At 65.7% G+C, this 25067-nt stretch carries 22 protein-coding genes; 11 read left to right on the top strand and 11 right to left on the bottom strand.

All coding sequences use genetic code 11. The annotated features are described in order from the left end of the window. Positions 1-243: a DUF2790 domain-containing protein gene (locus RS899_RS11185; RefSeq protein ID WP_054910583.1), complete on the bottom strand. Its 243-nt coding sequence runs from the start codon at positions 241-243 to the stop codon at positions 1-3. 261 nt (positions 244-504) lie between these two features. Here RS899_RS11185 and RS899_RS11180 point away from each other — a divergent pair, with 261 nt between their 5' ends. Next, complete coding sequence (locus RS899_RS11180) at positions 505-1467, top strand: GlxA family transcriptional regulator (protein WP_315809930.1); 963 nt, start codon at positions 505-507, stop codon at positions 1465-1467. A 166-nt stretch (positions 1468-1633) separates the two neighbouring features. On the opposite strand, the gene RS899_RS11175 is transcribed toward RS899_RS11180, so the two are convergent. After that, positions 1634-2095, bottom strand: a complete 462-nt coding sequence (locus RS899_RS11175) for an Lrp/AsnC family transcriptional regulator (protein WP_024762520.1) — start codon at positions 2093-2095, stop codon at positions 1634-1636. Between the two features lie 272 nt (positions 2096-2367). Here RS899_RS11175 and RS899_RS11170 point away from each other — a divergent pair, with 272 nt between their 5' ends. From RS899_RS11170 to RS899_RS11145, 6 genes are all read left to right on the top strand, one after another. Next, positions 2368-3600, top strand: coding sequence for a 3-methyl-2-oxobutanoate dehydrogenase (2-methylpropanoyl-transferring) subunit alpha (locus RS899_RS11170; RefSeq protein WP_205335635.1), 1233 nt, complete (start codon positions 2368-2370; stop codon positions 3598-3600). Continuing rightward, complete coding sequence (locus tag RS899_RS11165) at positions 3597-4649, top strand: alpha-ketoacid dehydrogenase subunit beta (RefSeq protein WP_315809929.1); 1053 nt, start codon at positions 3597-3599, stop codon at positions 4647-4649. Before RS899_RS11170 ends, RS899_RS11165 begins: the two co-directional genes overlap by 4 nt. Further along, positions 4650-5933, top strand: coding sequence for a dihydrolipoamide acetyltransferase family protein (locus RS899_RS11160; RefSeq protein WP_315809928.1), 1284 nt, complete (start codon positions 4650-4652; stop codon positions 5931-5933). A 17-nt stretch (positions 5934-5950) separates the two neighbouring features. Next, positions 5951-7357 carry a dihydrolipoyl dehydrogenase gene (gene lpdA, locus RS899_RS11155; protein WP_315809927.1) on the top strand — a complete coding sequence of 469 codons (1407 nt, stop codon included), beginning with the start codon at positions 5951-5953 and terminating at the stop codon, positions 7355-7357. A 443-nt stretch (positions 7358-7800) separates the two neighbouring features. Then, the gene (gene aroQ, locus RS899_RS11150; RefSeq protein ID WP_315809926.1) at positions 7801-8241 is read left to right on the top strand and encodes a type II 3-dehydroquinate dehydratase; all 441 of its coding nucleotides are present in this window, start codon (positions 7801-7803) and stop codon (positions 8239-8241) included. Positions 8242-8246: 5 nt separating this feature from the next. Next, positions 8247-9095, top strand: coding sequence for a shikimate dehydrogenase (locus tag RS899_RS11145; protein ID WP_315809925.1), 849 nt, complete (start codon positions 8247-8249; stop codon positions 9093-9095). 143 nt (positions 9096-9238) lie between these two features. Here RS899_RS11145 and RS899_RS11140 read toward each other — a convergent pair whose 3' ends face one another. Both RS899_RS11140 and quiC read right to left on the bottom strand, forming a co-directional pair. Further along, positions 9239-9907 (bottom strand): TetR/AcrR family transcriptional regulator, encoded by a 669-nt coding sequence (locus RS899_RS11140; RefSeq protein ID WP_054910590.1) that lies wholly within the window; start codon positions 9905-9907, stop codon positions 9239-9241. A 102-nt stretch (positions 9908-10009) separates the two neighbouring features. After that, positions 10010-11935 carry a 3-dehydroshikimate dehydratase QuiC gene (gene quiC / locus RS899_RS11135; protein ID WP_315809924.1) on the bottom strand — a complete coding sequence of 642 codons (1926 nt, stop codon included), beginning with the start codon at positions 11933-11935 and terminating at the stop codon, positions 10010-10012. A 550-nt stretch (positions 11936-12485) separates the two neighbouring features. On the opposite strand from quiC, the gene RS899_RS11130 reads away from it, so the two are divergent. Continuing rightward, positions 12486-13820, top strand: coding sequence for an MFS transporter (locus tag RS899_RS11130; RefSeq protein WP_054910593.1), 1335 nt, complete (start codon positions 12486-12488; stop codon positions 13818-13820). Between the two features lie 55 nt (positions 13821-13875). On the opposite strand, the gene RS899_RS11125 is transcribed toward RS899_RS11130, so the two are convergent. From RS899_RS11125 to RS899_RS11115, 3 genes are all read right to left on the bottom strand, one after another. Next, positions 13876-14295 carry a cupin domain-containing protein gene (locus tag RS899_RS11125; RefSeq protein WP_233299813.1) on the bottom strand — a complete coding sequence of 140 codons (420 nt, stop codon included), beginning with the start codon at positions 14293-14295 and terminating at the stop codon, positions 13876-13878. Positions 14296-14547: 252 nt separating this feature from the next. Further along, the gene (locus tag RS899_RS11120; RefSeq protein WP_315809923.1) at positions 14548-15432 is read right to left on the bottom strand and encodes a Dyp-type peroxidase; all 885 of its coding nucleotides are present in this window, start codon (positions 15430-15432) and stop codon (positions 14548-14550) included. Positions 15433-15499: 67 nt separating this feature from the next. Next, a complete protein-coding gene (locus RS899_RS11115; protein WP_054910596.1) occupies positions 15500-16108 on the bottom strand; it encodes a DedA family protein in 609 nt (202 codons plus the stop codon). 381 nt (positions 16109-16489) lie between these two features. On the opposite strand from RS899_RS11115, the gene RS899_RS11110 reads away from it, so the two are divergent. From RS899_RS11110 to RS899_RS11100, 3 genes are all read left to right on the top strand, one after another. After that, positions 16490-17944 carry a sodium:solute symporter family protein gene (locus tag RS899_RS11110; RefSeq protein ID WP_054910597.1) on the top strand — a complete coding sequence of 485 codons (1455 nt, stop codon included), beginning with the start codon at positions 16490-16492 and terminating at the stop codon, positions 17942-17944. 463 nt (positions 17945-18407) lie between these two features. Beyond that, positions 18408-19979 carry a sensor domain-containing diguanylate cyclase gene (locus RS899_RS11105; RefSeq protein WP_054910231.1) on the top strand — a complete coding sequence of 524 codons (1572 nt, stop codon included), beginning with the start codon at positions 18408-18410 and terminating at the stop codon, positions 19977-19979. Positions 19980-20123: 144 nt separating this feature from the next. Then, entirely contained in the window at positions 20124-20438 is a 315-nt protein-coding gene (locus RS899_RS11100; protein WP_054910232.1) for a hypothetical protein, read from the top strand. A gap of 27 nt (positions 20439-20465) precedes the next feature. Here RS899_RS11100 and RS899_RS11095 read toward each other — a convergent pair whose 3' ends face one another. From RS899_RS11095 to RS899_RS11080, 4 genes are all read right to left on the bottom strand, one after another. Beyond that, positions 20466-22415: a hybrid sensor histidine kinase/response regulator gene (locus tag RS899_RS11095; RefSeq protein ID WP_233299814.1), complete on the bottom strand. Its 1950-nt coding sequence runs from the start codon at positions 22413-22415 to the stop codon at positions 20466-20468. 74 nt (positions 22416-22489) lie between these two features. Beyond that, complete coding sequence (locus tag RS899_RS11090; RefSeq protein WP_315809922.1) at positions 22490-23674, bottom strand: hybrid sensor histidine kinase/response regulator; 1185 nt, start codon at positions 23672-23674, stop codon at positions 22490-22492. After that, positions 23664-24251: a chemotaxis protein CheB gene (locus RS899_RS11085; protein WP_054910235.1), complete on the bottom strand. Its 588-nt coding sequence runs from the start codon at positions 24249-24251 to the stop codon at positions 23664-23666. Before RS899_RS11085 ends, RS899_RS11090 begins: the two co-directional genes overlap by 11 nt. Beyond that, positions 24248-25066, bottom strand: a complete 819-nt coding sequence (locus RS899_RS11080; protein ID WP_054910236.1) for a CheR family methyltransferase — start codon at positions 25064-25066, stop codon at positions 24248-24250. The genes RS899_RS11085 and RS899_RS11080 overlap by 4 nt, the downstream gene beginning before the upstream one ends. Position 25067: the final 1 nt, after the last annotated feature.

The raw sequence follows: 25067 nt of genomic DNA, 5'->3' as shown, positions 1-25067 counted from the left end.
TCAGATGTCGCTGCAGCGCGGGGTCTGGCGCAGGTACTTGAGGGTGTGCTGCTGGCCTTGCGAGTCCAGGTAGACCATGGTGGCCTGGCTGACTTCGCAGCGCTCGTTGGGTTGGCTGATGCTCAGCACCTTGGCGACGTCCAGCGGCATGCCGTAGTGGTAGACGGCCGCCTCATCGGCAAAGGCAGTGAAGGACAGCAGCACGGCGGGGATGGCGAACAGCGCGCAGAGAGTGGATTTCATGGCAGGCACCTCAGTGATCACGCGGGTCGCGTCGATCGTGGCCCACTGCCATAAATCTAGCTGATGCGACCTTTCCTACACAGATCGACTTCGACAACGGATTTCTACGATTCACGCAACAATATTGCCTTGCAGGCGTACCTCTGGCTGTGATTGTGACGCCCTCCGTTGCCAGAATGGCAGCATTCGTTCCCATCGGCCGATTGCAGCCAGGCCGTTCCACCGCAAGAATGAACGCCATCGATCAGATCGGGAGGCACCATGAAACGCGTGGCCATGCTGCTGTTCCCCGGCGTGCAGGCGCTGGACGTTTCCGGGCCGCTGGATGTGTTCGCCGAAGCCAATGCCTTCGTGCCTGCCGGCCAGGGTTATCAGGTGGTGACTCTCGCCGCACAGCCCGTTCCCTTGCGCGCCTCCAACGGCCAGCTGCTGGGAGCGGATGCCGCCATCGACCAGGGTGACGGCGCGGCCGATATCCTGTTGGTGCCGGGCGGCCCGACACTGCCTGAGGAATCACCCTCAGTGGAGTTGCTCGACTGGCTCCGCACAGCCTGCGCCCAGGCGCCGCGCTACGGCTCGATCTGCACAGGCGCCTTCCTGCTTGGCCACGCCGGACTGCTGGACGGCAAGCGCGTGACGACGCACTGGAGCGATGCCCGGCGACTGGCTGAATTGTTCCCTCTGGCGCAGGTCGAGCCGGATCGCATCCATGTCCGCGATGGCGCGCTGGTGACCTCGGCGGGCGTCACCGCGGGCATCGATCTCGCGTTGGCGCTGGTGGCGGAGGATCACGGCGCGGCGGTGGCGCTGTCCGTTGCGAAGCGCCTGCTGGTGGTCGCCCAGCGCCAGGGCGGGCAATCGCAGTTCAGCCCCTTCCTGCAGGCGCCGGCGGACGAGGCTTCGCCAGTGGCACGCATCCAGCGCTATGTGCAGGAGCATCTGGACCAGCCGCTGGGCGTGCCACAACTGGCCGCCGAAGTGGTGATGAGCCCACGCAGCTTCGCCCGAACCTTTGTCCGTGAGGCCGGAATTACGCCCGCCGAGTTCGTCCAGCGCGCCCGCATCGATGCGGCCCGTGGATTGCTAGAAGGCAGTGATCTGGCGTTGAAGGTCATCGCCTGGCGCTGCGGCTTCGGCAGCCCGGCGCGGATGCGCCTGGTGTTCGTACAGCGCCTGGGCGTGACGCCGACGCAGTATCGCGAGCAGTTCCGCCGCAACGGCTGATTTGCCTCGACGTAGGATGGGTGGAGCGCAGCGATACCCATCAATTCGGCGCGCCGCAGCATGGGTATCGCTGCGCTCCACCCCATCCTACAAAACTCGCGAACCTCTGGCTGGCGCGGCGCCCGCCTGATCGCGGATAAATCCGCTCCTACAGGGAACTACCCAGCTAGATCGGCGGCGCCGAGCGCAGCATCACCGACTTCAAGGCGAAGGCCGATTTGATCCCGGCCACGCCGGGAATCTGCGTCAGCGTATTGGTCAGGAACAGTTGGTAGGCCGACAGGTCCTTCACCACCACCCGCAGCATGTAGTCGGCGTCGCCGGTCATCTGGAAGCAGCTCATCACCTGCGGCGCCTGGACGATGCGTTCTTCGAACCGGGCGAGGTAGTCGCCGGTCTGTTTTTCCAGGGACACCGAGACGAACACACTCATGCCGCCGGACAGGCGCTCCTCGTCGAGCCGGGCGAAATAGCCCTGGATGTAGTGCTCCTCCTCCAGACGGCGGACCCGGCGCAGCGTCGGGGTCAGCGACAGGCCGATGTTCTGCGCCAGATCGCGCCAGGACAGGCGGCCATCGTCGGCCAGGGCGCGGAGGATCTTCAGGTCGGTGCGGTCGAGATCAGCCATTTTTGCTCGTACTACTCAGTGCTGTTTTTATAGTGCAAACACACTAATCCTTAAGCTCTGAGCTAGTCAATTTGGAGCAAAAAACCAATCGGTCACACCTATACTGAAACCACAACTACAACAACCGAGGACCTCACCATGAGTGATGTCACCACCCGCTGCGCAACCCTGCGCGGCACCTGCACCGTAGCCCGACCCGGCCGGGTGCGCCCGCCAGGCCTGGCTTCTTCCGTCTGCTGATCCACACCCAACGATCACAACTGGAGACCGCCATGACCGACTATGCCCCACTCCGCCTGCACGTCCCCGAACCCACCGGACGCCCGGGCTGCAAGACCGACTTCTCCTACCTGCATCTTTCGCCCGCCGGCGAGGTACGCAAGCCCGCCATCGACGTCGAACCGGCGCAGACCACTGACCTGGCCTTCAGCCTGGTGCGCGTGCTCGACGAGGACGGCAACGCCGTTGGCCCCTGGGCCCCGGAGCTGAGCCACGAGCAATTGCTGCGCGGCATGCGCCTGATGCTCAAGACGCGCATCTTCGACGCGCGCATGCTCACCGCCCAGCGCCAGAAGAAGATGTCCTTCTACATGCAGTGCCTGGGCGAAGAGGCCATCGCCACCGCCCACACCATGGCGTTGCGCGACGGCGACATGACCTTCCCGACGTACCGTCAGCAAGGCATCCTGATCACCCGCGACTACCCGCTCAAGGACATGATCTGCCAGCTGCTCTCCAACGAGCAGGACCCGCTCAAGGGCCGCCAGTTGCCGATCATGTACTCCAGCCGCGAGAAGGGCTTCTTCTCCATCTCCGGCAACCTCGCCACCCAGTTCATCCAGGCCGTCGGCTGGGGCATGGCCTCGGCGATCAAGGGCGACACCAAGATCTCGTCCGCCTGGATCGGCGACGGCGCCACCGCCGAATCCGACTTCCATACCGCCCTCACCTTCGCCCACGTCTACCGCGCGCCGGTGATCCTCAATGTGGTCAACAACCAGTGGGCGATCTCCACCTTCCAGGCCATCGCCGGCGGCGAAGGCACCACCTTCGCCAACCGTGGCGTGGGTTGCGGCATCGCTTCGCTGCGGGTGGACGGCAACGACTTCCTCGCGGTCTACGCCGCCTCGCAATGGGCCGCCGAGCGCGCCCGCCGTGGCCATGGCCCGAGCCTGATCGAGTGGGTCACGTATCGCGCCGGCCCGCACTCCACCTCGGACGATCCATCCAAGTACCGCCCCGCGGACGACTGGACCAACTTCCCCCTGGGCGACCCCATCGCCCGCCTGAAGCAACACCTGATCGGCCTCGGCATCTGGTCCGACGACCAGCACGAAGCGCTGAAGAAGGAACTGGAAGCCGAAGTGATCGCCGCGCAGAAAGAGGCCGAGCGCCACGGCTCGCTGGTCGACGGCCACGTGTTCAGCGCCGCCAACCTGTTCGACGACGTCTACAAGGACCTGCCGGAACACCTGCGCCGGCAGCGCCAGGAGCTTGGGGTATGAATGCCATGAACCCGCAACACGAGAACGCCCAGGCCGTCACCAGCATGACCATGATCCAGGCGCTGCGCTCGGCGATGGACGTGATGCTGGAGCGCGACGACAACGTCGTGGTGTTCGGCCAGGACGTCGGCTACTTCGGCGGCGTGTTCCGCTGCACCGAGGGCCTGCAGAAGAAGTACGGCACCTCCCGCGTATTCGACGCACCGATCTCCGAGAGCGGCATCATCGGCGCCGCCGTGGGCATGGGCGCCTACGGCCTGCGCCCGGTGGTGGAAATCCAGTTCGCCGACTACGTCTACCCGGCCACCGACCAGTTGGTATCGGAAGCCGCGCGCATCCGCTACCGCTCGGTGAACGACTTCAGCGTGCCCATGGTGGTGCGCATGCCCTGCGGCGGCGGCATCTACGGCGGGCAGACGCACAGTCAGAGCCCGGAGGCGATGTTCACCCAGGTGTGCGGCCTGCGCACCGTCATGCCGTCCAACCCGTACGACGCCAAGGGCCTGCTGATCGCCTGTATCGAGAACGACGACCCGGTGATCTTCCTCGAACCCAAGCGCCTGTATAACGGCCCGTTCGACGGCCACCACGACCGCCCGGTGACGCCCTGGTCCAAGCACCCGGCCAGCCAGGTGCCCGAGGGCTACTACAGCGTCCCGCTGGACAAGGCCGCCATCGCCCGCCCCGGCTCCGAGCTGACCGTGCTGACCTACGGCACCACCGTCTACGTGGCCCAGACCGCCGCCGATGAAACCGGCATCGACGCCGAGATCATTGACCTGCGCAGCCTCTGGCCGCTGGACCTGGACACCATCGTCGAGTCGGTGAAGAAGACCGGCCGCTGCGTCATCGTCCACGAAGCCACGCGCACCTGTGGTTATGGCGCCGAGCTGATGTCACTGGTGCAGGAGAACTGCTTCCACCACCTCGAAGCCCCGATTGCCCGCGTCACCGGTTGGGACACGCCCTACCCGCACGCCCAGGAATGGGACTACTTCCCCGGCCCCGCCCGCGTCGGCGCGGCCTTCAAGCGCGCCATGGAGGTCTGAATGGGCACTCACGTCATCAAGATGCCGGACATCGGCGAAGGCATCGCCGAGGTCGAGTTGGTGGAGTGGCATGTCCAGGTCGGCGACGAGGTCCACGAGGACCAGTTGCTGGCGGAAGTCATGACCGACAAGGCCACCGTGGAAATCCCCTCGCCGGTGGCCGGGAAGATCCTCGCCCTGGGCGGCGTACCGGGCCAGGTGATGGCCGTGGGCGGCGAGCTGATCCGCCTGGAAGTGGAAGGCCACGGCAACCACAAGGAGGCCGCGCAGCCGAAGCCACAGGAAGAAGCACCAACCCAGCCGGCGGCCAAGCCTGAGCCGGTCGCCGAGGCGGCCAAGATTGAGCCCCGCGTCGAGAACAAACCCGTCGCCCCGGCCGCGCGCCCTGCTCCGTCGCCGGCTCCGCGCCGCGCGCCAGGTGAGAAGCCGCTGGCTTCGCCGGCCGTGCGCCAGCGTGCCCGCGACCTGGGCGTGGAATTGCAGTTCGTCCAGGGCAGCGGCCCGGCCGGGCGCATCCTCCGGGAAGACCTGGAGCACTTCCTCGAACACGGCGGCGCGACCATTGCCTCCGGCTACGCCGCGCGCCATGACGAGCACCAGATCCCGGTAATCGGCCTGCGCCGCAAGATCGCGCAGAAGATGGCCGAGGCCAAGCGGCGCATCCCGCACTTCAGCTACGTCGAGGAAATCGACGTCACCGACCTGGAAGCCCTGCGCGTCCATCTCAACACCAAGCACAGCGCGGCGCGCGGCAAGCTCACCCTGCTGCCCTTCATCGCCCGCGCCATGGTCGTCGCCCTGCGCGACTTCCCGCAGCTCAATGCGCGCTATGACGACGATGCCGACGTGATCACCCGCTACGGCGCGGTGCACCTGGGCGTCGCCACCCAGAGCGACAACGGCCTGATGGTGCCGGTGCTGCGCAACGCCGAATCCCGCGACCTGTGGGGCAACTCCGCAGAAGTCGCGCGCCTCGCCGAAGCGGCACGGCACGGCAAGGCCAGCCGCGAGGAACTGTCCGGCTCGACCATCACCCTGAGCAGCCTCGGTGCGCTCGGCGGGATCGTCAGCACACCGGTGATCAACTACCCGGAAGTGGCCATCGTCGGCGTCAACCGCATGGTCGAGCGGCCGATGGTGATCAATGGGCAGATCATCGTGCGCAAGATGATGAACCTGTCTTCCTCCTTCGATCACCGGGTGGTCGACGGCATGGACGCAGCGGCCTTCATCCAGGCCGTGCGCGCCCTGCTCGAACATCCCGCCACCCTGTTCATCGACTGATGAGTGGAGCCAGAGACGTGAAACAGAACCAGACTCTCGAAACCACCCTGCTGGTGATCGGTGGCGGCCCCGGCGGCTATGTCGCGGCGATCCGCGCCGGCCAGCTGGGCATCCGCACCGTGCTGGTGGAAGGCGCCTCGCTCGGCGGCACCTGCCTGAACATCGGCTGCATCCCGTCCAAGGCGCTGATCCACGCCGCCGAGGAATACCTCAAGGCCCGCGAATTCGCCGGCAAGTCACCGCTGGGCATCAGCGTGCAGGCGCCGAGCATCGACATCCAGCGCACCGTGGAATGGAAGGACGGCATCGTCGATCGCCTGACCACCGGGGTTGCCGCACTGCTGAAGAAGCACGGCGTCACCGTGATCAACGGCTGGGCCAGGATCGTCGACGGCAAGACCGTCGAAGTCGATCTCAGCGAAGGCGGCACCCAGCACATCCACACCGAGCACCTGCTGCTGGCGGCCGGTTCGAAATCCGTCGAGCTGCCCTTCCTGCCGGTGGGCGGCAACGTGATTTCCTCCACCGAAGCCCTGGCGCCCAAGGCCCTGCCCAAACGCCTGGCGGTGGTGGGCGGCGGCTATATCGGCCTGGAATTGGGCACCGCCTACCGCAAGCTCGGCGTTGAGGTCACGGTGGTGGAAGCGCAGCCGCGCATCCTGCCGACCTACGACGAGGAGCTGACCAAGCCGGTGGCCAACGCCCTGCGCAAGCTCGGCATCGAGCTGTACCTGGGCCACAGCGTGATGGGCCTGGAGCCGGACGGCAAAGGCCTGCGCGTGCAGGATGGCGCCGGCTCGCAACGGGTGATCGAGACTGACCTGGTGCTGGTCGCCGTCGGCCGCCACCCCAATACTGCCGGCTGGAACCTCGACACCCTGCGCCTGGACATGAACGGCCGCGCCGTGCGCATCGACGAACAATGCCGCACCTCCATGCGCGACGTCTGGGCCATCGGCGACATCGCCGGCGAGCCCATGCTGGCCCACCGCGCCATGGCCCAGGGCGAGATGGTCGCCGAGATCATTGCCGGCAAGCGCCGCGCCTTCACCCCCACGGCAATCCCGGCGGTGTGCTTCACCGATCCGGAAGTGGTGGTGGTCGGCCTATCGCCCGAGCAGGCACAGGCCGCTGGCTACGAGGTGCTGACGGCGAACTTCCCGTTCGCTGCCAATGGCCGCGCCATGACCCTGGAATCCGGCGACGGTTTCGTCCGCGTGGTGGCGCGCAAGGACAACCACCTGATCCTCGGCTGGCAAGCGGTGGGCAAGGCGGTCTCGGAGCTGTCCACGGCCTTCGTGCAGTCCCTGGAAATGGGCGCCTGCCTGGAAGACATCGCCGGCACCATCCACGCCCATCCAACTCTTGGCGAAGCCGTGCAGGAAGCTGCGCTGCGCGCGCTGGGGCATGCCTTGCACGTCTGAAGCCTGCACTCTCCAAGGTTGATAGCCTCCAGGCTTCCCCCTCTGACCCGCCGATTGGCGGGTCTTTTTTTGCAGGACCGAGGGGCGCCCAGTCCTTCATCGCGAACCTGTCGTCCCACTGCCGGAGTTTGTTCGCGAGCAAGCTCGCTCCTACAGGGGCATCGTGCCCCTGGAAATCCTCGGCGGGCTTGAACCGATCGCGGGCGGAGCCCGCTCTTATCTATGGTCGATCACCGCACGGAATGTGATTCTGCCCCCCTGTGCACAGGGGGTTACGTAGCCTGGTGAATCATCGACGTTTCCGGCGTTTTGACGATTTATAGGGAATTTTCCTCACCATCTCCGCTTCACCGCCCCCGCATTGACCAAATTAACCATTTGGTACATTTTGCTCCTACAGGCCTTTCCTCTACGGCCATACAAGAACAACGGAGCCATTCCCCATGCCCCACATCCTGCTCGTGCTCAACGGGCCGAACCTCAACCTGCTCGGTACCCGTGAGCCGGCCACCTATGGCCACGAAACCCTCGACGACATCGCCGCGCTCTGCCAGCGCACCGCTGCCGAGAGCGGCCTGCAGATCGAATTCCGCCAGACCAACCACGAAGGCGAGCTGATCAACTGGATTCACCAGGCGCGCGGCCGCTGCGCCGGCATCCTGATCAATCCCGCTGCCTGGACACACACCTCGGTGGCGATCCGCGATGCGCTGGCCGCCGTGGCATTGCCGGTGATCGAAGTGCACCTGTCCAACGTGCACAAGCGGGAAGAATTCCGGCACCACTCGTTCGTCTCCGCTATCGCCGTGGGCGTGATCGCGGGGCTGGGCAGCGACGGTTACCGCGCCGGCATCCAGCACTTCGCCAAGTTGCTGCAGGAGTGAGCCCGATGAGCGAGCACCGCACCGTCCTGGCCGGCCTGATCGGCGCCGGCATCCAGGCTTCGCGCACCCCGGCGCTGCACGAGCGCGAAGGCGACGCCCAGGGGTTTCGCTACCTCTACCGGTTGATCGACCTGGACACCCTGGGCATCGACTCAGCCGCCCTGCCCGATCTGCTCGCCGCCGCCGAGCGCATGGGCTACACCGGGCTGAACATCACCTTTCCCTGCAAGCAGGCGGTGATTCCGCTGCTGCACGAACTCTCCGATGAAGCGCGCGGCATCGGCGCGGTGAATACAGTGGTACTGCGTGACGGCAGACGGATCGGGCATAACACGGACTGCCTGGGGTTTGCCGAAGGCTTCCGGCGCAACCTCAGCGATGCGCCGCGCGAACGTGTGGTGCAACTGGGGGCCGGTGGCGCGGGCGCTGCGGTAGCGCATGCGCTGCTCAGCGAAGGCGTGGCGCAATTGACCATCTTCGAGGTGGACGCAGCCCGCGCTCAGGCGCTGGCGAACAACCTCAACGCCCACTTCGGTGGCCAACGTGCGCGGGTCGGTCATGACCTGGCCGGTGCGCTCGCCGAGGCAGACGGGCTGGTCAACACCACGCCCGTCGGCATGGCCAAGCTACCCGGCGCGCCGCTGCCGCTGGAGTTGCTGCACCCGCGCCTGTGGGTGGCGGAGATCATCTATTTCCCGCTGGAGACCGAACTGCTCCGCCACGCCCGCAGCCTTGGCTGCCGCACGCTGGATGGCGGCAACATGGCGGTGTTCCAGGCGGTGAAGGCGTTCGAGCTGTTCAGTGGTGTCGAGGCCAACGCGCAAAGGATGCTGGCGCACTTCGCTGCGATGTAGTGCGATGCCCTGGGTCGGGGAATACCCGGTTCGCGGGCAAGGACTAGGCGTCCCCCTCGCTCCTACAGCCCCCCTGGGAATGCGGTGCCGATGGTAGGAGCGAGCTTGCTCGCGAACAGCCTTCGCTCCAGATCCAGATCTGGTTACGGCTGCACGTAGCGCAACACCGCCTCAATGATCATGTCCTTGTGCCGCGCCTTGATCGCCGGGTCTTCCAGCTCGACCTGGAACAGCGACCCGACCGTATGACGGTTGGACACGCGATAGAAGCAGAACCCACTGATCAGCATGTGCACGTCGATGGCCGGCAGGCCGGCGCGGAAGGCGCCGCTGGCGGCGCCGCGCTGGAGGATGTCCTCGATGGTGCGCAGGATGTTGCTGTTCATCGAACGGATCGCCTCGGAGCCGGAGGCGAACTGGCCGTAGTGGATGTTCTCGATACTGACGATGCGCACGAAATCGACGTTGCGGTCGTGGTGGTCGAAGGTGAAATCCACCAGCCGGCGCATGGCTTCCAGCGGCTCCAGTTCGGCCAGGTGCAGTGTCTGCTCGGTACCGCGGATATCGCCGTAGAGCTTCTCCAGCACGGCCTGGTAGAGCTGTTCCTTGCTGCCGAAGTAGTAGTAGATCATCCGCTTCGAGGTGTTCATGCGCTCGGCGATGGCGTCCACCCGCGCACCGGAAAGGCCCTGCTGGACGAACTCGACGATGGCCGCCTGGAGAATATCCTCGCGGGTCTTCTCCGGGTTGTTCTTGCGGCCCCGGCGGGCGGTTTCGGCAGGAATAGGCTGAGTGGCGCTGTCGGCAGTCATGGGCTTGGGCATCGGTCCGCCGGCGCCAGGGCGCCGGCTGTGCGGTGAAAGGATGCGCGGATTATGCGCGCCCCCGCGCCCTTCAGGCAAAGCGCAGCAGGCTCAGACCTTCGGCCGGCGCGTGGTGCCGTTGCGTGCCTGTGCCATGGCCGCCAGGCGCACGGCGACGTTGGCTGCGCCGTATCCCGCATAGCCGCCGCGACGCTGGATGATCTCGAAGAAGAAGCGCCCCTCGAACGGTTCGGTATAGACGTGGTACAGCTCGCCGCCATTGGCATCGCGGTCGTAGAGCACGTTGAAGTAGGCCAGCTCGCTGAGGAACTCGTCGTCGAAGTCGAAGCGAGCGGCGAGATCGTCATAGTAGTTGAGCGGAATATCCAGCAGGGGAACACCGGCGTCCTTCGCCCGCGCCACCTCGGCGAAGATGTCCTCGCAGGCGAAGGCGATGTGGTGCACACCGGAGCCGCGGTAACTGGACAGCGCGTGGGAGATGGCGGTGTTGCGGTTCTCCGAGATGTTCAGCGGCAACCGCACACTGCCGTTGGCGCTGCGCAGGGCGCGGCTCTTCACCAGGCCATAGGGATCGGGCAGCACCACTTCGTCGTCGGCCTCGAAGTCGAACAGGCCTTTATAGAACAGCACCCAGCTGTCCAGCCCATCCGCCGGCAGGGCCATGGCCATGTGGTCGATGCGCTGCAAGCGGCCGCTCGGCTTGGCCTCGGGGTCAAGACGAAAGTCCACGTCATAGATGGTCTGCCCGTTGGCGCGCTCTCCCACCAGGTGCTCTTCAACCAAGTAGATCAGGCTGCCGTCCGGCGCACGCACCGCAGGAATCTCCCGCTCGTTGGGGCCGACCAGCCCGCGATACGGCTGGCCCTTGTAGCCCTGCGCACGCTCCAGCGCGCTGGCGGCGTCCCGTACGCGCAACGCGGTGGCGCACAGCGACGGGCCGTGGGCCTCGAAGAAGCTGTGGCCGAAGGAATAGGGTTCGGCATTGAGCACGATGTTGATATCACCCTGGCGCAGCAGGCTCACCGCCTTGGAGCGGTGTTCGCCGGCGCGGGCGAAGCCCAGGCGCTCCAGCCAGTTGCCAAGGCGCGCGCCAAGGGCTTCGTCGACGGCGAATTCGAGGAACTCCACGCCCTCCAGCTGGCTGGCCGGTGGCGGCGCGAACAGGCAGTCCAGCTGCTCCTGCGGCATGCCTTCGCCGAGCAGGCGCTCGCGGGTCTTCTCTTCCAGGTACAGCAGCGAGCGCAGGCCATCGGCGGCATTGGCTCGCGGCGGCGCGGCGCGGAAGCCATCGTTGAAGATTTCCAGCGACAACGGCCCGCGATAACCGCTCTTCAGGATCGGCCCGAGGAAGCCCGGCAGGTCGAATTCGCCCTGGCCGGGGAAGTTGCGGAAGTGCCGGCTCCACTCCAGCACGTCCATGGCCAGGATCGGCGCGTCGGCCATCTGCACGAAGAAGATCTTCTCCCCCGGAATCTGCGCGATGCCGGCCGGGTCACCCTTGAGCGATAGCGTGTGGAAGCTGTCGAGGATCACACCCAGCGCCGGGTGGTCCACCTCGCGCACCAGGTCCCAGACCTGCTGCCAGGTGTTCACATGACGCCCCCAGGCCAGGGCTTCGTAGCCCACCCTTAGCCCGCGGGCACCCGCACGCTCGGCGGCGAGGCCGAGGTCCTCGAGGAGGAATTCGCGCTCGCCCAGGGAGTCGGCCGCAACGTTGCTGCACATCAGCACCAGGTCGGTGCCCAGCTCCTGCATGAGGTCGAACTTGCGCTCCAGGCGGTCGAGGTTGCGCGGCAGTCGATCGCGACGGCAGCCCTCGAAATCGCGAAACGGCTGGAACAGGGTGATCGCCAGCCCCAGGTCGGCACACAGGCGGCGCACGTCGCGCGGGCTGCCGCCATGGTAGAGAAGATCGTTCTCGAAGATTTCCACGCCGTCGAAACCGGCGGCGGCGATGGCTTCGAGCTTGTCCGGCAGGGTTCCGCTGAGGGAAACGGTGGCGATCGAACGTTGCATCGGTGGACTCCTGCCGGGCGGGGTGAGGGGCTTGTTGGAATCGGTCTCCGGCTGAGTCTGATTATTCTGGCGGTCCGGGCCGGCAGCAATTTAAAGTGTACTAACTGGTTAGTTTTGTGTTCGATTACCGAACCAAAGGCCGTTTATCGAATTGACGCTGTTACGGCCGCTGCTCAAGATTTAGCCACGTCGACGCAACCCGGCTGCTCCCCCGGCACTGCCTTCACCGGGCTCTTTATCGAAGAGAAGTCCCTCAGCCGCTGCGAGATGGCCTGCGTGTCATCCATAACAATTTCAAGAACGGGTAAATGCTCATGTACGTACCTCACCCTCGCCTCGCCGCCTCCATTCCCCACCGCCAAATCATCCTGGCCCGCCTGATGCCGGGTTTGTGCACACTGCTCGGCCACTGCCGCGCGCACTGATTTTCGCCAGCCACCGCACGTCTTTCCTGCAGCTCTAGCCGATCGGCGGTGGAGCACGCGGGCCGCCTGCGGCACGACAATAATTCCCGAGGCTGCGCGTCAGCCCGATAACGGATGGCCCGATCATGATCCATACGCAATCCGCTCCCCTCGCTGCGGTCGCTCCGCACGGCTCTTCCCTCTTCGGCAAGGTGCGTGGCGCCATGGCCGTCGGCAAGGTGCGCTGGGGCATGCTCGCCCTGGTGTTCTTCGCCACCACCCTGAACTACATCGACCGCGCTGCCCTGGGCGTGATGCAGCCGATCCTCGCCGAGAAAATGGCCTGGACGGCCATGGACTACGCCAACATCAACTTCTGGTTCCAGGTCGGCTATGCCATTGGCTTCGTGCTGCAGGGCCGGCTGATCGACCGCATCGGCGTGAAGCGTGCATTCTTCTTTGCCGTGCTGCTGTGGAGCTTCGCCACCGGCGCCCACGGCCTGGCCAGTTCAGCGGCCGGTTTCATGGTCTGCCGCTTCATCCTCGGCCTCACCGAAGCAGCCAACTACCCGGCCTGCGTGAAGACCACGCGCCTGTGGTTCCCGGCCGGCGAACGGGCCGTGGCCACCGGCATCTTCAATGCCGGCACCAACGTTGGCGCCATGGTCACCCCCGCCCTGTTGCCGCTGATCCTCTCGGTCTGGGGCTGGCAGGCGGCATTCCTCTGCATGAGCGCGCTGGGCTTCGTCTGGGTGGTGCTGTGGAGCCTGAAGTACTTCAACCCCGAGGAGCACCCGACGGTGAAGCAGAGCGAACTGGACTACATCCAGGATGCCGTCGAACCGCCGGCCGAGCGCGTGCCCTTCTCCACCATCCTGCGCATGCGCGGCACCTGGGCCTTCGCCGTGGCCCTTTCGCTGACCGCACCGGTGTTCTGGTTCTACCTCTACTGGCTGCCGCCGTTCCTCAACCAGCAATACGGCCTGGGGATCAGCGTCACCCAGATGGGCATCCCGCTGATGCTGATCTGGTTGACCGCCGACTTCGGCAGCATCGGCGGCGGCATCCTGTCGTCCTGGCTGATTGGTCGTGGCATGAAGCCCATCCATGCACGCCTGCTGTCGATGTTCATCTGCGCCTGCTGCATCATCGGCGTGATCTTCGCCGCCAAGGCCAGCGGCCTGTGGATCGCCGTGGCCGCCATCGCCCTGGGGGTCGGCGCGCACCAGGCCTGGACGGCGAACATCTGGAGCCTGGTGATGGACTACACGCCCAAGCACATGATGAGCACGGTGTTCGGCTTCGGCGGCATGTGCGCGGCGATTGGCGGCATGTTCATGACCCAGATCGTCGGCTACATCCTCACCGTCACCCACAACAACTACGCGATCCTCTTCACCTTGATCCCGACCATGTACTTCCTGGCCCTGGCCTGGATGTTCTTCATGGCCCCGCGCCAGGTGCCCGGCGCGCCGGAGTGATCCGCACGCCACGACGAAGAACCCCGCCAACTGGCGGGGTTCTTCATTCGGGCATTCACTTCTTCAACGGCGTGAGCACCGGTGCACCTTCGTCCAGCAGCATCCACACCAGCAACTTGGCCGGCTTCTTGTCGCTGGCGTTGCGCGAGACCAGGTGCGGCGTGTTCGGTGCTTCGTACCAGGACTGGCCGGCCTGGTAGGTCACCGGCTTCTGCCCTTCGAGCTGGGAGATGACTGCGCCCTCGAGTACGTAGGCAAACACCGAGCCGCTGTGCACGTGTGCAGCGGACGCCTGGCCCGGCTCGTAGGCAACCGTGATCATCAGGCCCTTCTTGCCGGCGGCATCGGGGAGCTTCTGCTCCTGCTGGACGTCGATTTTCTCCGGATTGGCCGCGTCACCATGGGCGAATACCGGCAGGCTCAGCGCCAGGCCGAGGCCGGCGAACAACAGTTTCAGGGATGTGGATGCGTGCATGGCGGGTACCTCGGGCAGTGGGAACGTGGGGTTCACGCTACGCCTCGGGGTGCATCGGACCAACAGCCAATTCCGCCGAAGATCGGGGTGCCATTGCGGCGGGTGGCGGTGCCGTGCTGTTCGCGAGCAAGCTCGCTCCTACAGAAGAGCCTCGGGGTAACCTTTGTAGGAGCGAGCTTGCTCGCGAACCAGCGCACCAGCGCCCACCAAAAAGCCCCGCACACTGGCGGGGCTCTCGGGGACAGCGACGGCTCAGCCGAGCAGCGCGCTCAGGTCCAGCAGCCCGTCCTTGCGCGGCGGGCACCAGTAGTAGCCGCCGGTGAGCGGACGGCTGAAGCGGTACAGCGCGTCGGTGATGCCGTCTTCCAGGCCGCTCATGCGGCGCAGCTGCACCTCGAAGGCGTCCAGGGTGCGGCCGAAGGCGAGGAACATCAGTCCCGCGTCCTGGCCCTGCGTCCAGGGCATGGAGCGGCGCACGATGAAGGCTTCGGGCTCGAAGCTCTCCTGGGCGGTGCGCTTGACGTGGGCGGACTCAGGCGCGTCGTCCAGTTCCTCGTTGTCGCTCAGGCGGCGCCCCATGATGTCGTCGCGCTCGTGCTGCGGCAGCGCGGCAAAGTCCTGCAGCTGGTGACGCCACTGCTGGATCGCGGCAAAGCTGCCGCCGACCAGGCCCGCTGCGTCGCCCTCGACGATGGCGGCGGCGATGGCGTCGTCATCCTGCGGATTCTCGGTGCCGTCCTCGTAACCGGTCAGGTCGTGGCCGCTGCCATGGCGGAAGGCTTCTGTCAGGCTGGTCAGCTCCAGGGCCGGGGCCAGCAATGCCTGGAGCTCCTGGGTGCGCAGCAGCAGTTCGCCACGATCCTCACCGCGCAGCCAGACCCACAGCGCGTGCGGGGTGGACGGGTTGTCGACGCCCACGCCGGAAATGGCCGGGAACTCACGCAGCCCCTCAATGCGGCGGCCCACCGCGCGCACCAGCGACTCGCCAAACCCCACCACCGCGCGTTCGCCATCGGCGACCTGCAGCAGGCGATCCAGCGCGGCGGGCAGGTCCTGCAGCGATTTCACATCGAAGAACAGATGGCGGGCGTGGGCGGGAACCGGGGTGGCGAGAATGCCGGGCTGGTAAAGGCTCATGACAGCGTCCTTGATCGAAAGAGCGGCGATTCTAATCGCGCCGCGCACGAATCCAAACCGCTCTGTATCAAGGCTTGTGCAAACTTTCCCGGGTTGCGCCGGAATGCGCCTTGCGCCGCTGCCGATGGCGCCGCCACAGCTCCAATCCACCCACCAGCACCAGCACCGCGAGGAAGATCGGCAGCCGGTACGGCCGCAGGTTGCCCAGCCAGCGCTCCAGCACTTCCCCCGCCCAGTAGCCGGCGCTGGCGAACAGCAGCGCCCAGCAGAAGGCGCCGAGCAGGTTGATCAGCAGGAAGCGCAGCGGCCCTACCCGGCTCGCGCCGATCAGCAACGGCCCGGCCAGGCGCATGCCATAGAGGAAACGCACGGAGAAGATCGCCAGCAGCGGATGTCGCTCGATCAGCCCGGTGACCCGCTCCACGGCCAGCCCACGCCGCTGCAGCCAGGGCACAGCGCGGTCGCCGGCGCGGCGGCCGGTCCAGTAGAGCAACTGGTCACCCAGGGTGCCGGCCAGGGTCGCCCAGAACACCACCGGCACGTAGGCCAGCAGGCCCTGGTGAGCCGCCAGACCGGCCAGGATGAGGATCGTCTCGCCCTCCAGCAGGCAACCGACGAACAGCGCCAGGTAACCGTATTGGGAAAGCAATTGCGCCAGGTCGAAATGCTCGAACATGAAAGTCCTTGAAAGCGTGCCGTGCCAAGAGCCTAGCGGCTCCCAAGCTGTTCTGCTTATCGAACATCGACTGTAAAAAATAAAAGACTAAACAGTCACTTTTGATCGTTAGCAACCAATCAAATCAATCCTTTAGCGTAACCATTCGTCCAGCAATGTAATTTTTTTCGCTCATGGACGATTCAAGTGTTTGACATATTTAACGGATTTGGCAGACTGCGGCCCGTTGTCGCAACTGGTTACGTTTTTCCGGATTCACTGCCTGGTGCACCGGATGACCTCGGCCGCGCAACCCAACAAAAACAACTTTGTCAGTCGTGGCCTACCTGCCCGAGCTTCGTCTCGGCAGCATGGTTCCCGGCGAGCCAACGGAACGAACAAATGCTGATCTGGTTTGTAGCGGTGTATCTGGTGATCACCGTAGCTGTCGGTTTCTACGCCACCACCCGCGTGCACAACTCCTCGGACTACGCGGCCGCCGGTCGTAGCATGTCCTTCCCCCTCGTCGTGACCATGGTGTTCGCCACCTGGTTCGGCTCCGAAGCCGTGCTGGGCATCCCGGCCACCTTCCTCGAAGAAGGCTTCGCCGGGATCATCGAAGACCCGTTCGGTTCCTTCGGTTGCCTGATGCTGGTCGGCGTGGTCTTCGCCCGCCCGCTGTACCGTCTCAACCTGCTCACCATCGGTGACTTCTTCCGCAAGCGCTTCGGCCAGCACGTGGAAATCTTCACCAGCCTGGTGATCATCATTTCCTACATGGGCTGGGTCGCCGCGCAGATCACCGCGCTGGGCGTGGTCTTCAGCGTGCTCTCCGACGGTGGCCTGACCACCACCCAGGGCATGATCATCGGCACCATCATCGTCCTGCTGCACACCCTGTTCGGCGGCATGTGGTCCGTGGCGCTGACCGACTTCCTGCAGATGATCATCATCGTCTGCGGCCTGTTCTACCTCGTCTGGCTGATCGGCGACATGGCCGGCGGCCCGGTCAACGTGATCAGCCACGCCGCCAGCGAAGGCAAGTTCACCTTCCTCCACGGCACCTCGGCGAAGGACATCGTGGCCTTCCTCGGCGCAGCGGTGACGATGATGTTCGGCTCGATCCCGCAGCAGGACGTCTATGCCCGCGTGATGTCGGCCAAGACCGAGAAGATCGCCCAGCGCGCCACCATGACCGGTGCCTGCTGCTACCTGGTCTTCTGCATGCTGCCGATCTTCCTGATCTACGCCGCCTCGATGATCGAACCGGAGATGGTCAAGCACTGGCTGGCCGAAGACTCCCAGCAGATCCTGCCGCACCTGATCCTGGAACGTACCCCGCTGTTCGCCCAGATCATGTTCTTCGGCGCCCTGCTCTCGGCCATCATGTCCTCCGCCTCGGGCGCCCTGCTGGCCCCGTCGGTGACCCTGACCGAGAACATCGTCAAGCACTTCCTGCCCAACATGAATGACCGCCAGGCCCTGCTGGCCATGCGTTGCAGCGTGCTGGCGATGACCGTCGCCACCTGCCTGTTCGCCCTGCTGTCCAACGCCAGCATCTACGAGATGGTCGGCAACGCCTACAAGGTGACCCTGGTCGCCGCCGTGGTGCCGCTGTTCTTCGGCCTGTTCTGGAAGCGTGCCACCACCCAGGGCGCCCTGACCGCCATCGCCTGCGGCCTGATCGGCTGGGTGTCGCTGGAACTGGGCCATCAGGAAGGTGACTTCTGGCCGCCGCAACTGGTGGGCCTGATCTGCAGCGCCATCGGCATGATCATCGGCTCGCTGGCCCCGCAGTTCAGCCAGCACCGTGGCGAGAGCGTATCGGACATGGCCGCTGCCGCAGCCGCCAACTGATCGCCCCCTAGCTGTAGAAGAAGCCCCGCCACGTGCGGGGCTTTTTCATGGGCGGCGAATCTGCAGAGGTGCTCCCTGCGTCGGCACTCCCGTAATCGAACAGCCAGGAACGCCGCGGCGCGCCACCTCCAGTCGAACGCCCCCTGGAGCGACCCGGAGACAGGCCGTTGAAGGCATCGAAGCGAGGTTTCGGGGCACGCCGCATGCCTGCGCCAACAGGCGTGATCTCGCCGGCCTGTCCCGCCGCGCTGATCCGCCTGGCTGGCGGAACCGGCCCCGAACAGGTGACTGGCGGCGTATCCCTGCCTATCCTGAACCTCGACCCGTCGAGGACAGACGGATCAGGCAGCCCGCCCCAGCACGGAGCCCGGCCCATGGAGAGCCACCTGACATCGCGCCACGGCGCAGAGAACTGCCCCCTCGACGGAGCCCCCCGAGCGCCTCGCCCACCCGCGGTGGCTGCATGAAGCGCTGGAGCCGCAAGCCGCTGACCCTGCGGCTGCTGATCCTGGTCTTCGTCCTGCTCGCCGCCCTGGCGACCCTCGGCAACAGCCTGGTCGTGGCCTATACCGTGCAACGTTCGGCGCTGATCCATACCACCCTGGAGGCCAACCGCGCCTATGCCGCCAAGGTCGCCTCCAGCATCAGCGAATTCATCGATTCGGCGCAGCGCAACCTGGCCTTCAGCGCCAATATCCTCGCAACGCACCAGGGTGATCGCGGGGTATTGCGCGCCGAAGCGATGCGCCTGCAATCCCAGGACACCTACTTCAACTCCATCGCCATCGTCGATGCTCACGGCAAGGTGCTGGAGGCCTACCCGGATTCGCTGCAGATCGTCGGCACCACATTGCGCTCGGTAGGCGTACAGCAGGCCCTGCAACTCAAGCAGCCGGCGGTCAGCCAGGCGTATGTCTCCATCGCCGGCAACCTGGTGGTGTTCATCTCCCAGCCTATCGTCAGCCCTACCGGCGAGTACCTCGGGCTGGTCGGCGGCTCGGTCTACATCCTCAAGCAGAGCGTGCTGCACACCATCATCGGCAGCCACTTCCACCACGAGGGCACCTACGCCTTCGTCACTGACGCCAACCGCCGCCTGCTGCACCACCCGGAGGCACCACGCGTCGGCGAACTGCTCAAGGGCAGCCCGACGGTGGAAGCCGCGCTACGCGGAGAAACCGGCGCAATGGAAGTGCCCAACACCCAGGGCGTGGAGATGCTTGCCGGCTACGCCCAGGTGCCCGGCGCCAACTGGGCCGTCGTGGCGCAGCAGCCCCGTGACCTGAGCCTGGCGCCACTGGGCCTGCTGATGAAGGACATGTTCTTCGGCCTGATCCCCGCCAGCCTGCTGGGCGTGCTGCTGATCTGGGGCGGCGCCCTGTTGATCACCCGGCCGCTGCGGCAACTGGCCTACAGCGCCGAGCGCCTGTCGGCGCCGGAAACCCCGGGCGAGCTGCGCAGCATCAGGACCTGGTACCGCGAGGCCGCCGCCATCCGCCAGGCACTGCTGACCGGTGTCGGGCTCATGCAGCAGAAGCTCGGCCGGCTCAGCCAGGAAGCCCAGAGCGACGCCCTCACCGGCCTGGCCAACCGCCGCGCGCTGGCCGCCGCCCTGGCGACACTGGAACAGTCCGGCCTGCCCTATGCGGTGCTGCTGCTGGATATCGACCACTTCAAGCAGGTCAACGACAGTTGGGGCCACGACGCCGGCGACGAGGCCCTGCGCCGGGTCGCCGGTGTGTTGCGCGACTCCTCCCGGGCAGAAGACCTGGCGTGCCGCTCCGGCGGCGAAGAGTTCGTCCTGCTGTTACCGGGCACCAGCCTGGAAGCGGCCCGCAACATTGCCGAGCGGATCCGCGAAACGGTCGCCAGCACGATGATTCCCCAGGTCGGCAAGGTGACGCTGTCCATCGGCGTGGCCGAGAGCGGCAGCGCGCCGACGTCCACCGAGACCGTGCTCAAGCGCGCCGACCAGCGCCTGTACAGCGCCAAGCAGAGCGGCCGCAACCGCGTTGTCAGCAGCGAGAAGCCCTAGCCGGGGCAAACCGTTGGCGAACCGTTCGTCCCTCCCGCTGAACACCCGGGTCGCACCGCCAGTCTCTGTTGAACACGGCGCGCGCTCTTCGGTCCACCTGCGCCACCCGGTCATCGGAGTAGTCAATCGAAGGAGGTACCGACGATGGGCTGGAACGATCATCAGGACGCGGAACTTACCGATGGGCTTCGTCGCCTGCTCGACGAAGGCAAGCTGGAAGCCAATGGCGACCCGGCTATCCTCGCCCAGTACATCCTCAACCACGGCTTTGCCGCCCTCTCCGAGGAGCAGCAACAACAATTCCAGCGGGAGCTGCTGCCCCTGCTCAACTGCCGGGCTCGCAGCGAGGGCCTGATGCCCCAGGGCGATCTGGCCCCGCTGATCAACGATCCGGGCAATGAAGACCCTGGCTCGCTGATCGAGGCCGATACCACCGAAGGCTTGCACCCGCGCCGCTGAACGCCTGCGACGCATGGCGCGGGCGGGCTAATCCCCGCCCTTCACCCTCAGCAGGAGCACCAGCAACTGATCGCGGTCGAACGGCTTGGGCAGCCGTGGCACCGAATCGGCGAGGGTATCCGGCCGCCCGGCGTAGCCTGTGGTCAGTACGCAGGCCAGCGCCGGCTGAAGCAGACGAACCTGCTGGATGAGCTGCATGCCGTCCATGTCCGGCATGGCGAAGTCGGTGATCAGCAGGTCGAAGGACGACTGCTCCAGGAGACCGAGCGCCGTGCGTGCAGACTCGGCACGGGCCACCTGGCAACCCAGGTCGGCCAGCAGCGCACTGGTACCGGCCAGCACCAGAGCATCGTCATCGACCACCAGTACCCGCAGGCCCAGCGGCTCGTTCAGGTCGGCGCTTGCTTCCACGGCGACCGCCACCTCCGGCGCCGTCGGTTCGGCCTTGGGCTTGACCGCCGGCAGCCAGATTTCTGCCGTGGTGCCCGTGCCGGGCGTGCTGCGCAGCAGCAGTGCGCCGCCCTGCTGCTGGGCCAGCCCATGAACGATGGAGAGCCCCAGCCCCGTGCCCTTGCCGGTGGCCTTGGTGGTGAAGAAGGGCTCCGCCGCGCGGCGCAGGGTGTCCTCATCCATGCCCTGCCCGGAATCGGTCACGGCCAGGCATACGTATTCTCCCGGCGCCAGCTTGCCGCTCTGGTGCGGCCCAACCTGCGCGTTGCGTGCCGAAAAGGTGATGTTGCCGCCGCCGGGCATGGCATCGCGGGCATTGGTTGCGAGGTTGATGATCGCCAGCTCCAGCTGGTTCTGGTCGCTCATCACGCAATCCAGTTGCAGCGGGAAGCGGGTTTCCAGGGTAATGGTCGGCCCCAGCGAGCTGACCAGCAGCTCGCTCATGTCCTGCAGCAGCGCCGGCAGCAGAATCGGCTGCGGGAACAGCCGCTGCTTGCGCGCGAAGGCGAGCATCCGCTGGGTCAACTGGGCACCCCGGCGGGTCGCTTCCAGAGCGTTGCGCCAGATGGCCTGGACCTTTTCGTTGTCCCGCGGCAAATGCCGCTCCAGCAGTTGCAGGCCACCGAGGATCACGGTCAGCAGGTTATTGAAATCATGGGCGACGCCACCGGTGAGCTGGCCGAGGGACTCCATCTTCTGCGACTGGATCAGTTCGTCGCGGGCGCGCTCCAGCTCTTCCTGCGCACGGCGCTTGTCGGTGATATCGCGGGTGATCTTGGCAAATCCGAGCAGCTTGCCGGTATCGTCGAACACCGGGTCGATGACGATATTGGCCCAGAAGCGCGAGCCATCCTTGCGCATCTGCTGGCGCTCCTCCTCGTACCGCCCCTCGACCAGTGCAGTGTCCAGGCTGGCCTGCGGGACGCCGCCCTGGCGGTCCTCGTCGCAGTAGAAGCAATCGAAGCGGCGGCCGATGATTTCCTCCGGGTGGTAGCCCTTGATTCGTTCGGCCCCGGAGTTCCAGCTGGTGACGTTGCCCTCGGCATCGAGCATGTACAGCGCATAGTCGGTCACGCCATTGACCAGCAGGCGGAACTGCTGCTCGCTGCGCCGCAGGGCCAGCTCGGTCTCATGCTGCTCGGTGCGGTCACGGGTGATCTTGGCGAAGCCCAGCAACTCGCCTTCGCTGCTGCGGATGGCGTCGATCACCACGTGGGCCCAGAACGAACTGCCATCGCGGTGCAGGCGCCAACCTTCGCTCTCGTAGCGGCCGACCCGCGCCGCTTCGCCCAGTGCCAGCTCGGGCAGGCCGGCCTCGCGGTCGGTGGGCGTATAGAACCTTGAAAAGTGCTGGCCGAGGATTTCATCGGCGGCATAGCCCTTCAGGCGCTGTGCTCCGGAACTCCAGCTACTGACTCGACCATCCGGGTCGAGCATGTAGATGGCATAGTCGGTTACCGCCTCGACCAGCAGGCGGTAGCGCGCGTCTTCGACGAGTTGGGCGGTGCTGGCAGTCGTTTCGGGCATGAAATCTGCTCTCTTGGCTCATTGGAGCAAAGCATAGGTGCAGGCACGTCACTTCGAATGCCGCCGGACGGCGCTCAGTCCAGCGGCAGGTAGACACTGAACGCCGCGCCCTGCCCCGGCTCGCTGCGTACTTCGATACGACCGCCATGGGCCTGCACGATCTGCTCGGAGATGTACAAACCCAGGCCCAGGCCGGCGACGCGGGCTGCACCGGCGCCGCGCTCGAACTGCTGGAAGATGCGCCGCTGCTCGTCGGCACTGATACCGTCGCCATGGTCACGCACGCCAAGTTGCGCCTGGCCGTCCTGCGCCACGACGCTCACCTCCACCGGCTGGCCGGGACCATAACGCAGTGCGTTGCTGACCAGGTTGCTGATCACCTGTTCCAGGCGATAGGCGTCCCAGACACCTTCCACCGCCTCCGGCGCGTTCAGGCTCAGCTCGCAGCCGGCAGCCTGGGCCTGCACCGCGAAATTGCCCAGCACACGCTGGGCAATTTCCGTGAGATTGGCCAGCTCCGGGCGGATCGACAGCTTGCCGGTACGGATGCGCGACACATCGAGCATGTCCTCGATCAGCCGGGTCAGCCCGGTGAGCTGGCGCTCATCGCGCTCAAACAGTACGCCGAGGCGCTCCTGGGCGAAGTGCTCCAGCTTGCCCTTGGCCAGGTGCAGGCGGCGCAGCTGGGTATCGAGCATCAGGCCATTGAGCGGGGTGCGCAATTCGTGGGAGACGATGGACATGAAATCGTCGCGCATCTTCACCGCGCGCTGCAGTTCCACCTGGGTTTCGCGCAGCTCGGCGAGCAGCTTGTCCTGCTCGGTGCGCGCCTGCTCCAGTGCCTCAACGTGCTGGTCGAGCACCTTGCGCTGGCGGTAGAGGTCAACGAAGACGTTCACCTTGCTGCGCACCGCGTGGTTGTCCAGCGGCTTGTAGAGGAAATCCACCGCGCCGCTCTCGTAGCCCTTGAACGCGTAGTTCAGCTCGCGCCCGGCGGCGGTGACGAAGACGATGGGGATGTTCTTGGTGCGCGCGGTCCCGCGCATCAGCTCGGCCAGGCCGAAGCCATCCATGCCCGGCATCTGTACGTCGAGGATGGCGAGGGCGAATTCGTGTTCCAGCAGCAACGACAGCGCCTCGTCCGCCGAGGAGGCCTTGAATACCTCGCGCCCCTCGCCCTTGATCAACGCTTCCAGTGCCAGCAGGTTCTCCGGCAGGTCGTCGACGATCAGCAGTTTGCTTCCCTGGTTACGCAGCATGTTGGGTGCCCATTCGGGTCAGGAGTGCGTGAATCTCACGCAACGGCAAAATGTAGTCCGGGGCGTGCAGCGCAATCGCCGCCTCCGGCATGGTGGACACGGCGGCTTCGGCCGGGTCCTGGACGATACTGAGTCCACCCTGGTGCTGGATTCGCGCCAGCCCCTCGGCACCGTCCTGGTTGGCTCCGGTCAGCAGGATGCCGGCAAGCTTGTCCCGATAAGCGTCAGACGCCGAGTCGAAGAGGATGTCGATCGAAGGCCGGGAGAAGTTCCTCGGCGCCTCGCGGCTCAGGGCAAACGTGCGGTCCTGCTCGATGGACAGGTGGTAACCGGCGGCAGCGAAGTAAAGCCTGCCGGCCTCCATCGGCGCCTTGTCGCGGGCCTCTTCCACGGGGATGGCCAGGCGCCGGGCGAACAGTTCCACCAACTGGCTCTCGTGGTTCTCCGGCAGATGCAGCACAGCCACCATCGGCAGGACGAAGTCCGCGGGCAACCCGCCGAACAGCTGAAACAGCGCATCCACGCCGCCTGCGGAGGCGCCGATGACCACGGCCTGGATATCGCGTTGCGTGTTCATCGCTTGCGGAACACCCGTTCGCGGCGGTTCACCACCTCGAACTCCGAGGCGAAGTCGGTGAAATCCAGGCTTTCCTTGCTGCCCAGGCCGAGGAAGCCGCGGTGGCACAGCGATTCGTGGAACAGGCCGATGGCGCGGTTCTGCAACTGCCGGTTGAAATAGATCAGCACGTTGCGGCAGGAGATCAGGTGCGTCTCGGAAAACACGCTGTCGGTGGCCAGGCTGTGGTCGGCGAAGGTCACGTTGGCACGCAGCATCTTGTCGAACAGCGCGCCGTCGTAGGCCGCCGTGTAGTAGTCCGAGAGCGAGCCCTTGCCACCGGCGGCGCGGTAGTTCTCGCTGGCCTGGGCCAGGTCGTCCACCGCATAGATGCCACGCCGCGCCTGCTCCAGCGAGCGCGGGTTGATGTCGGTGGCATAGATGAGCGTGCGCTCGAGCAGGCCTTCCTCGTGCAGCAGGATGGCCAGCGAGTGTACTTCCTCGCCCGTGCTGCAACCCGCCACCCAGAGGCGCAGCGACGGGTAGGTACGCAACACCGGCACCACTTCCTGGCGCAGCGCGAGGAAGTAGCTGGGATCGCGGAACAGTTCGCTCACCGAGATGGTGAGGTACTGCAGCAGTTCGTGGAACGCGTGCGGGTCGTGCAGGATGCGCTCCTGCAGCGCCGAAATGCTGCGGCACTCGAACAGCTTGGTGGCATGCAGCACGCGGCGCTTCAGCGAGGTACCGGAGTAGTCCCGGAAGTCGTAGCTGTACTTCAGGTAGATCGCCTCGATGAGGAGGCGCAGCTCGATGTCCTGGCTGCGATCAGGCATT

The organism is Pseudomonas sp. C9-3 (genome assembly GCF_032392015.1).
In the GTDB taxonomy this organism is placed as follows: Bacteria; Pseudomonadota; Gammaproteobacteria; order Pseudomonadales; family Pseudomonadaceae; genus Pseudomonas; species Pseudomonas nitroreducens.
This window is presented reverse-complemented; position numbering and strand designations above follow the sequence as displayed.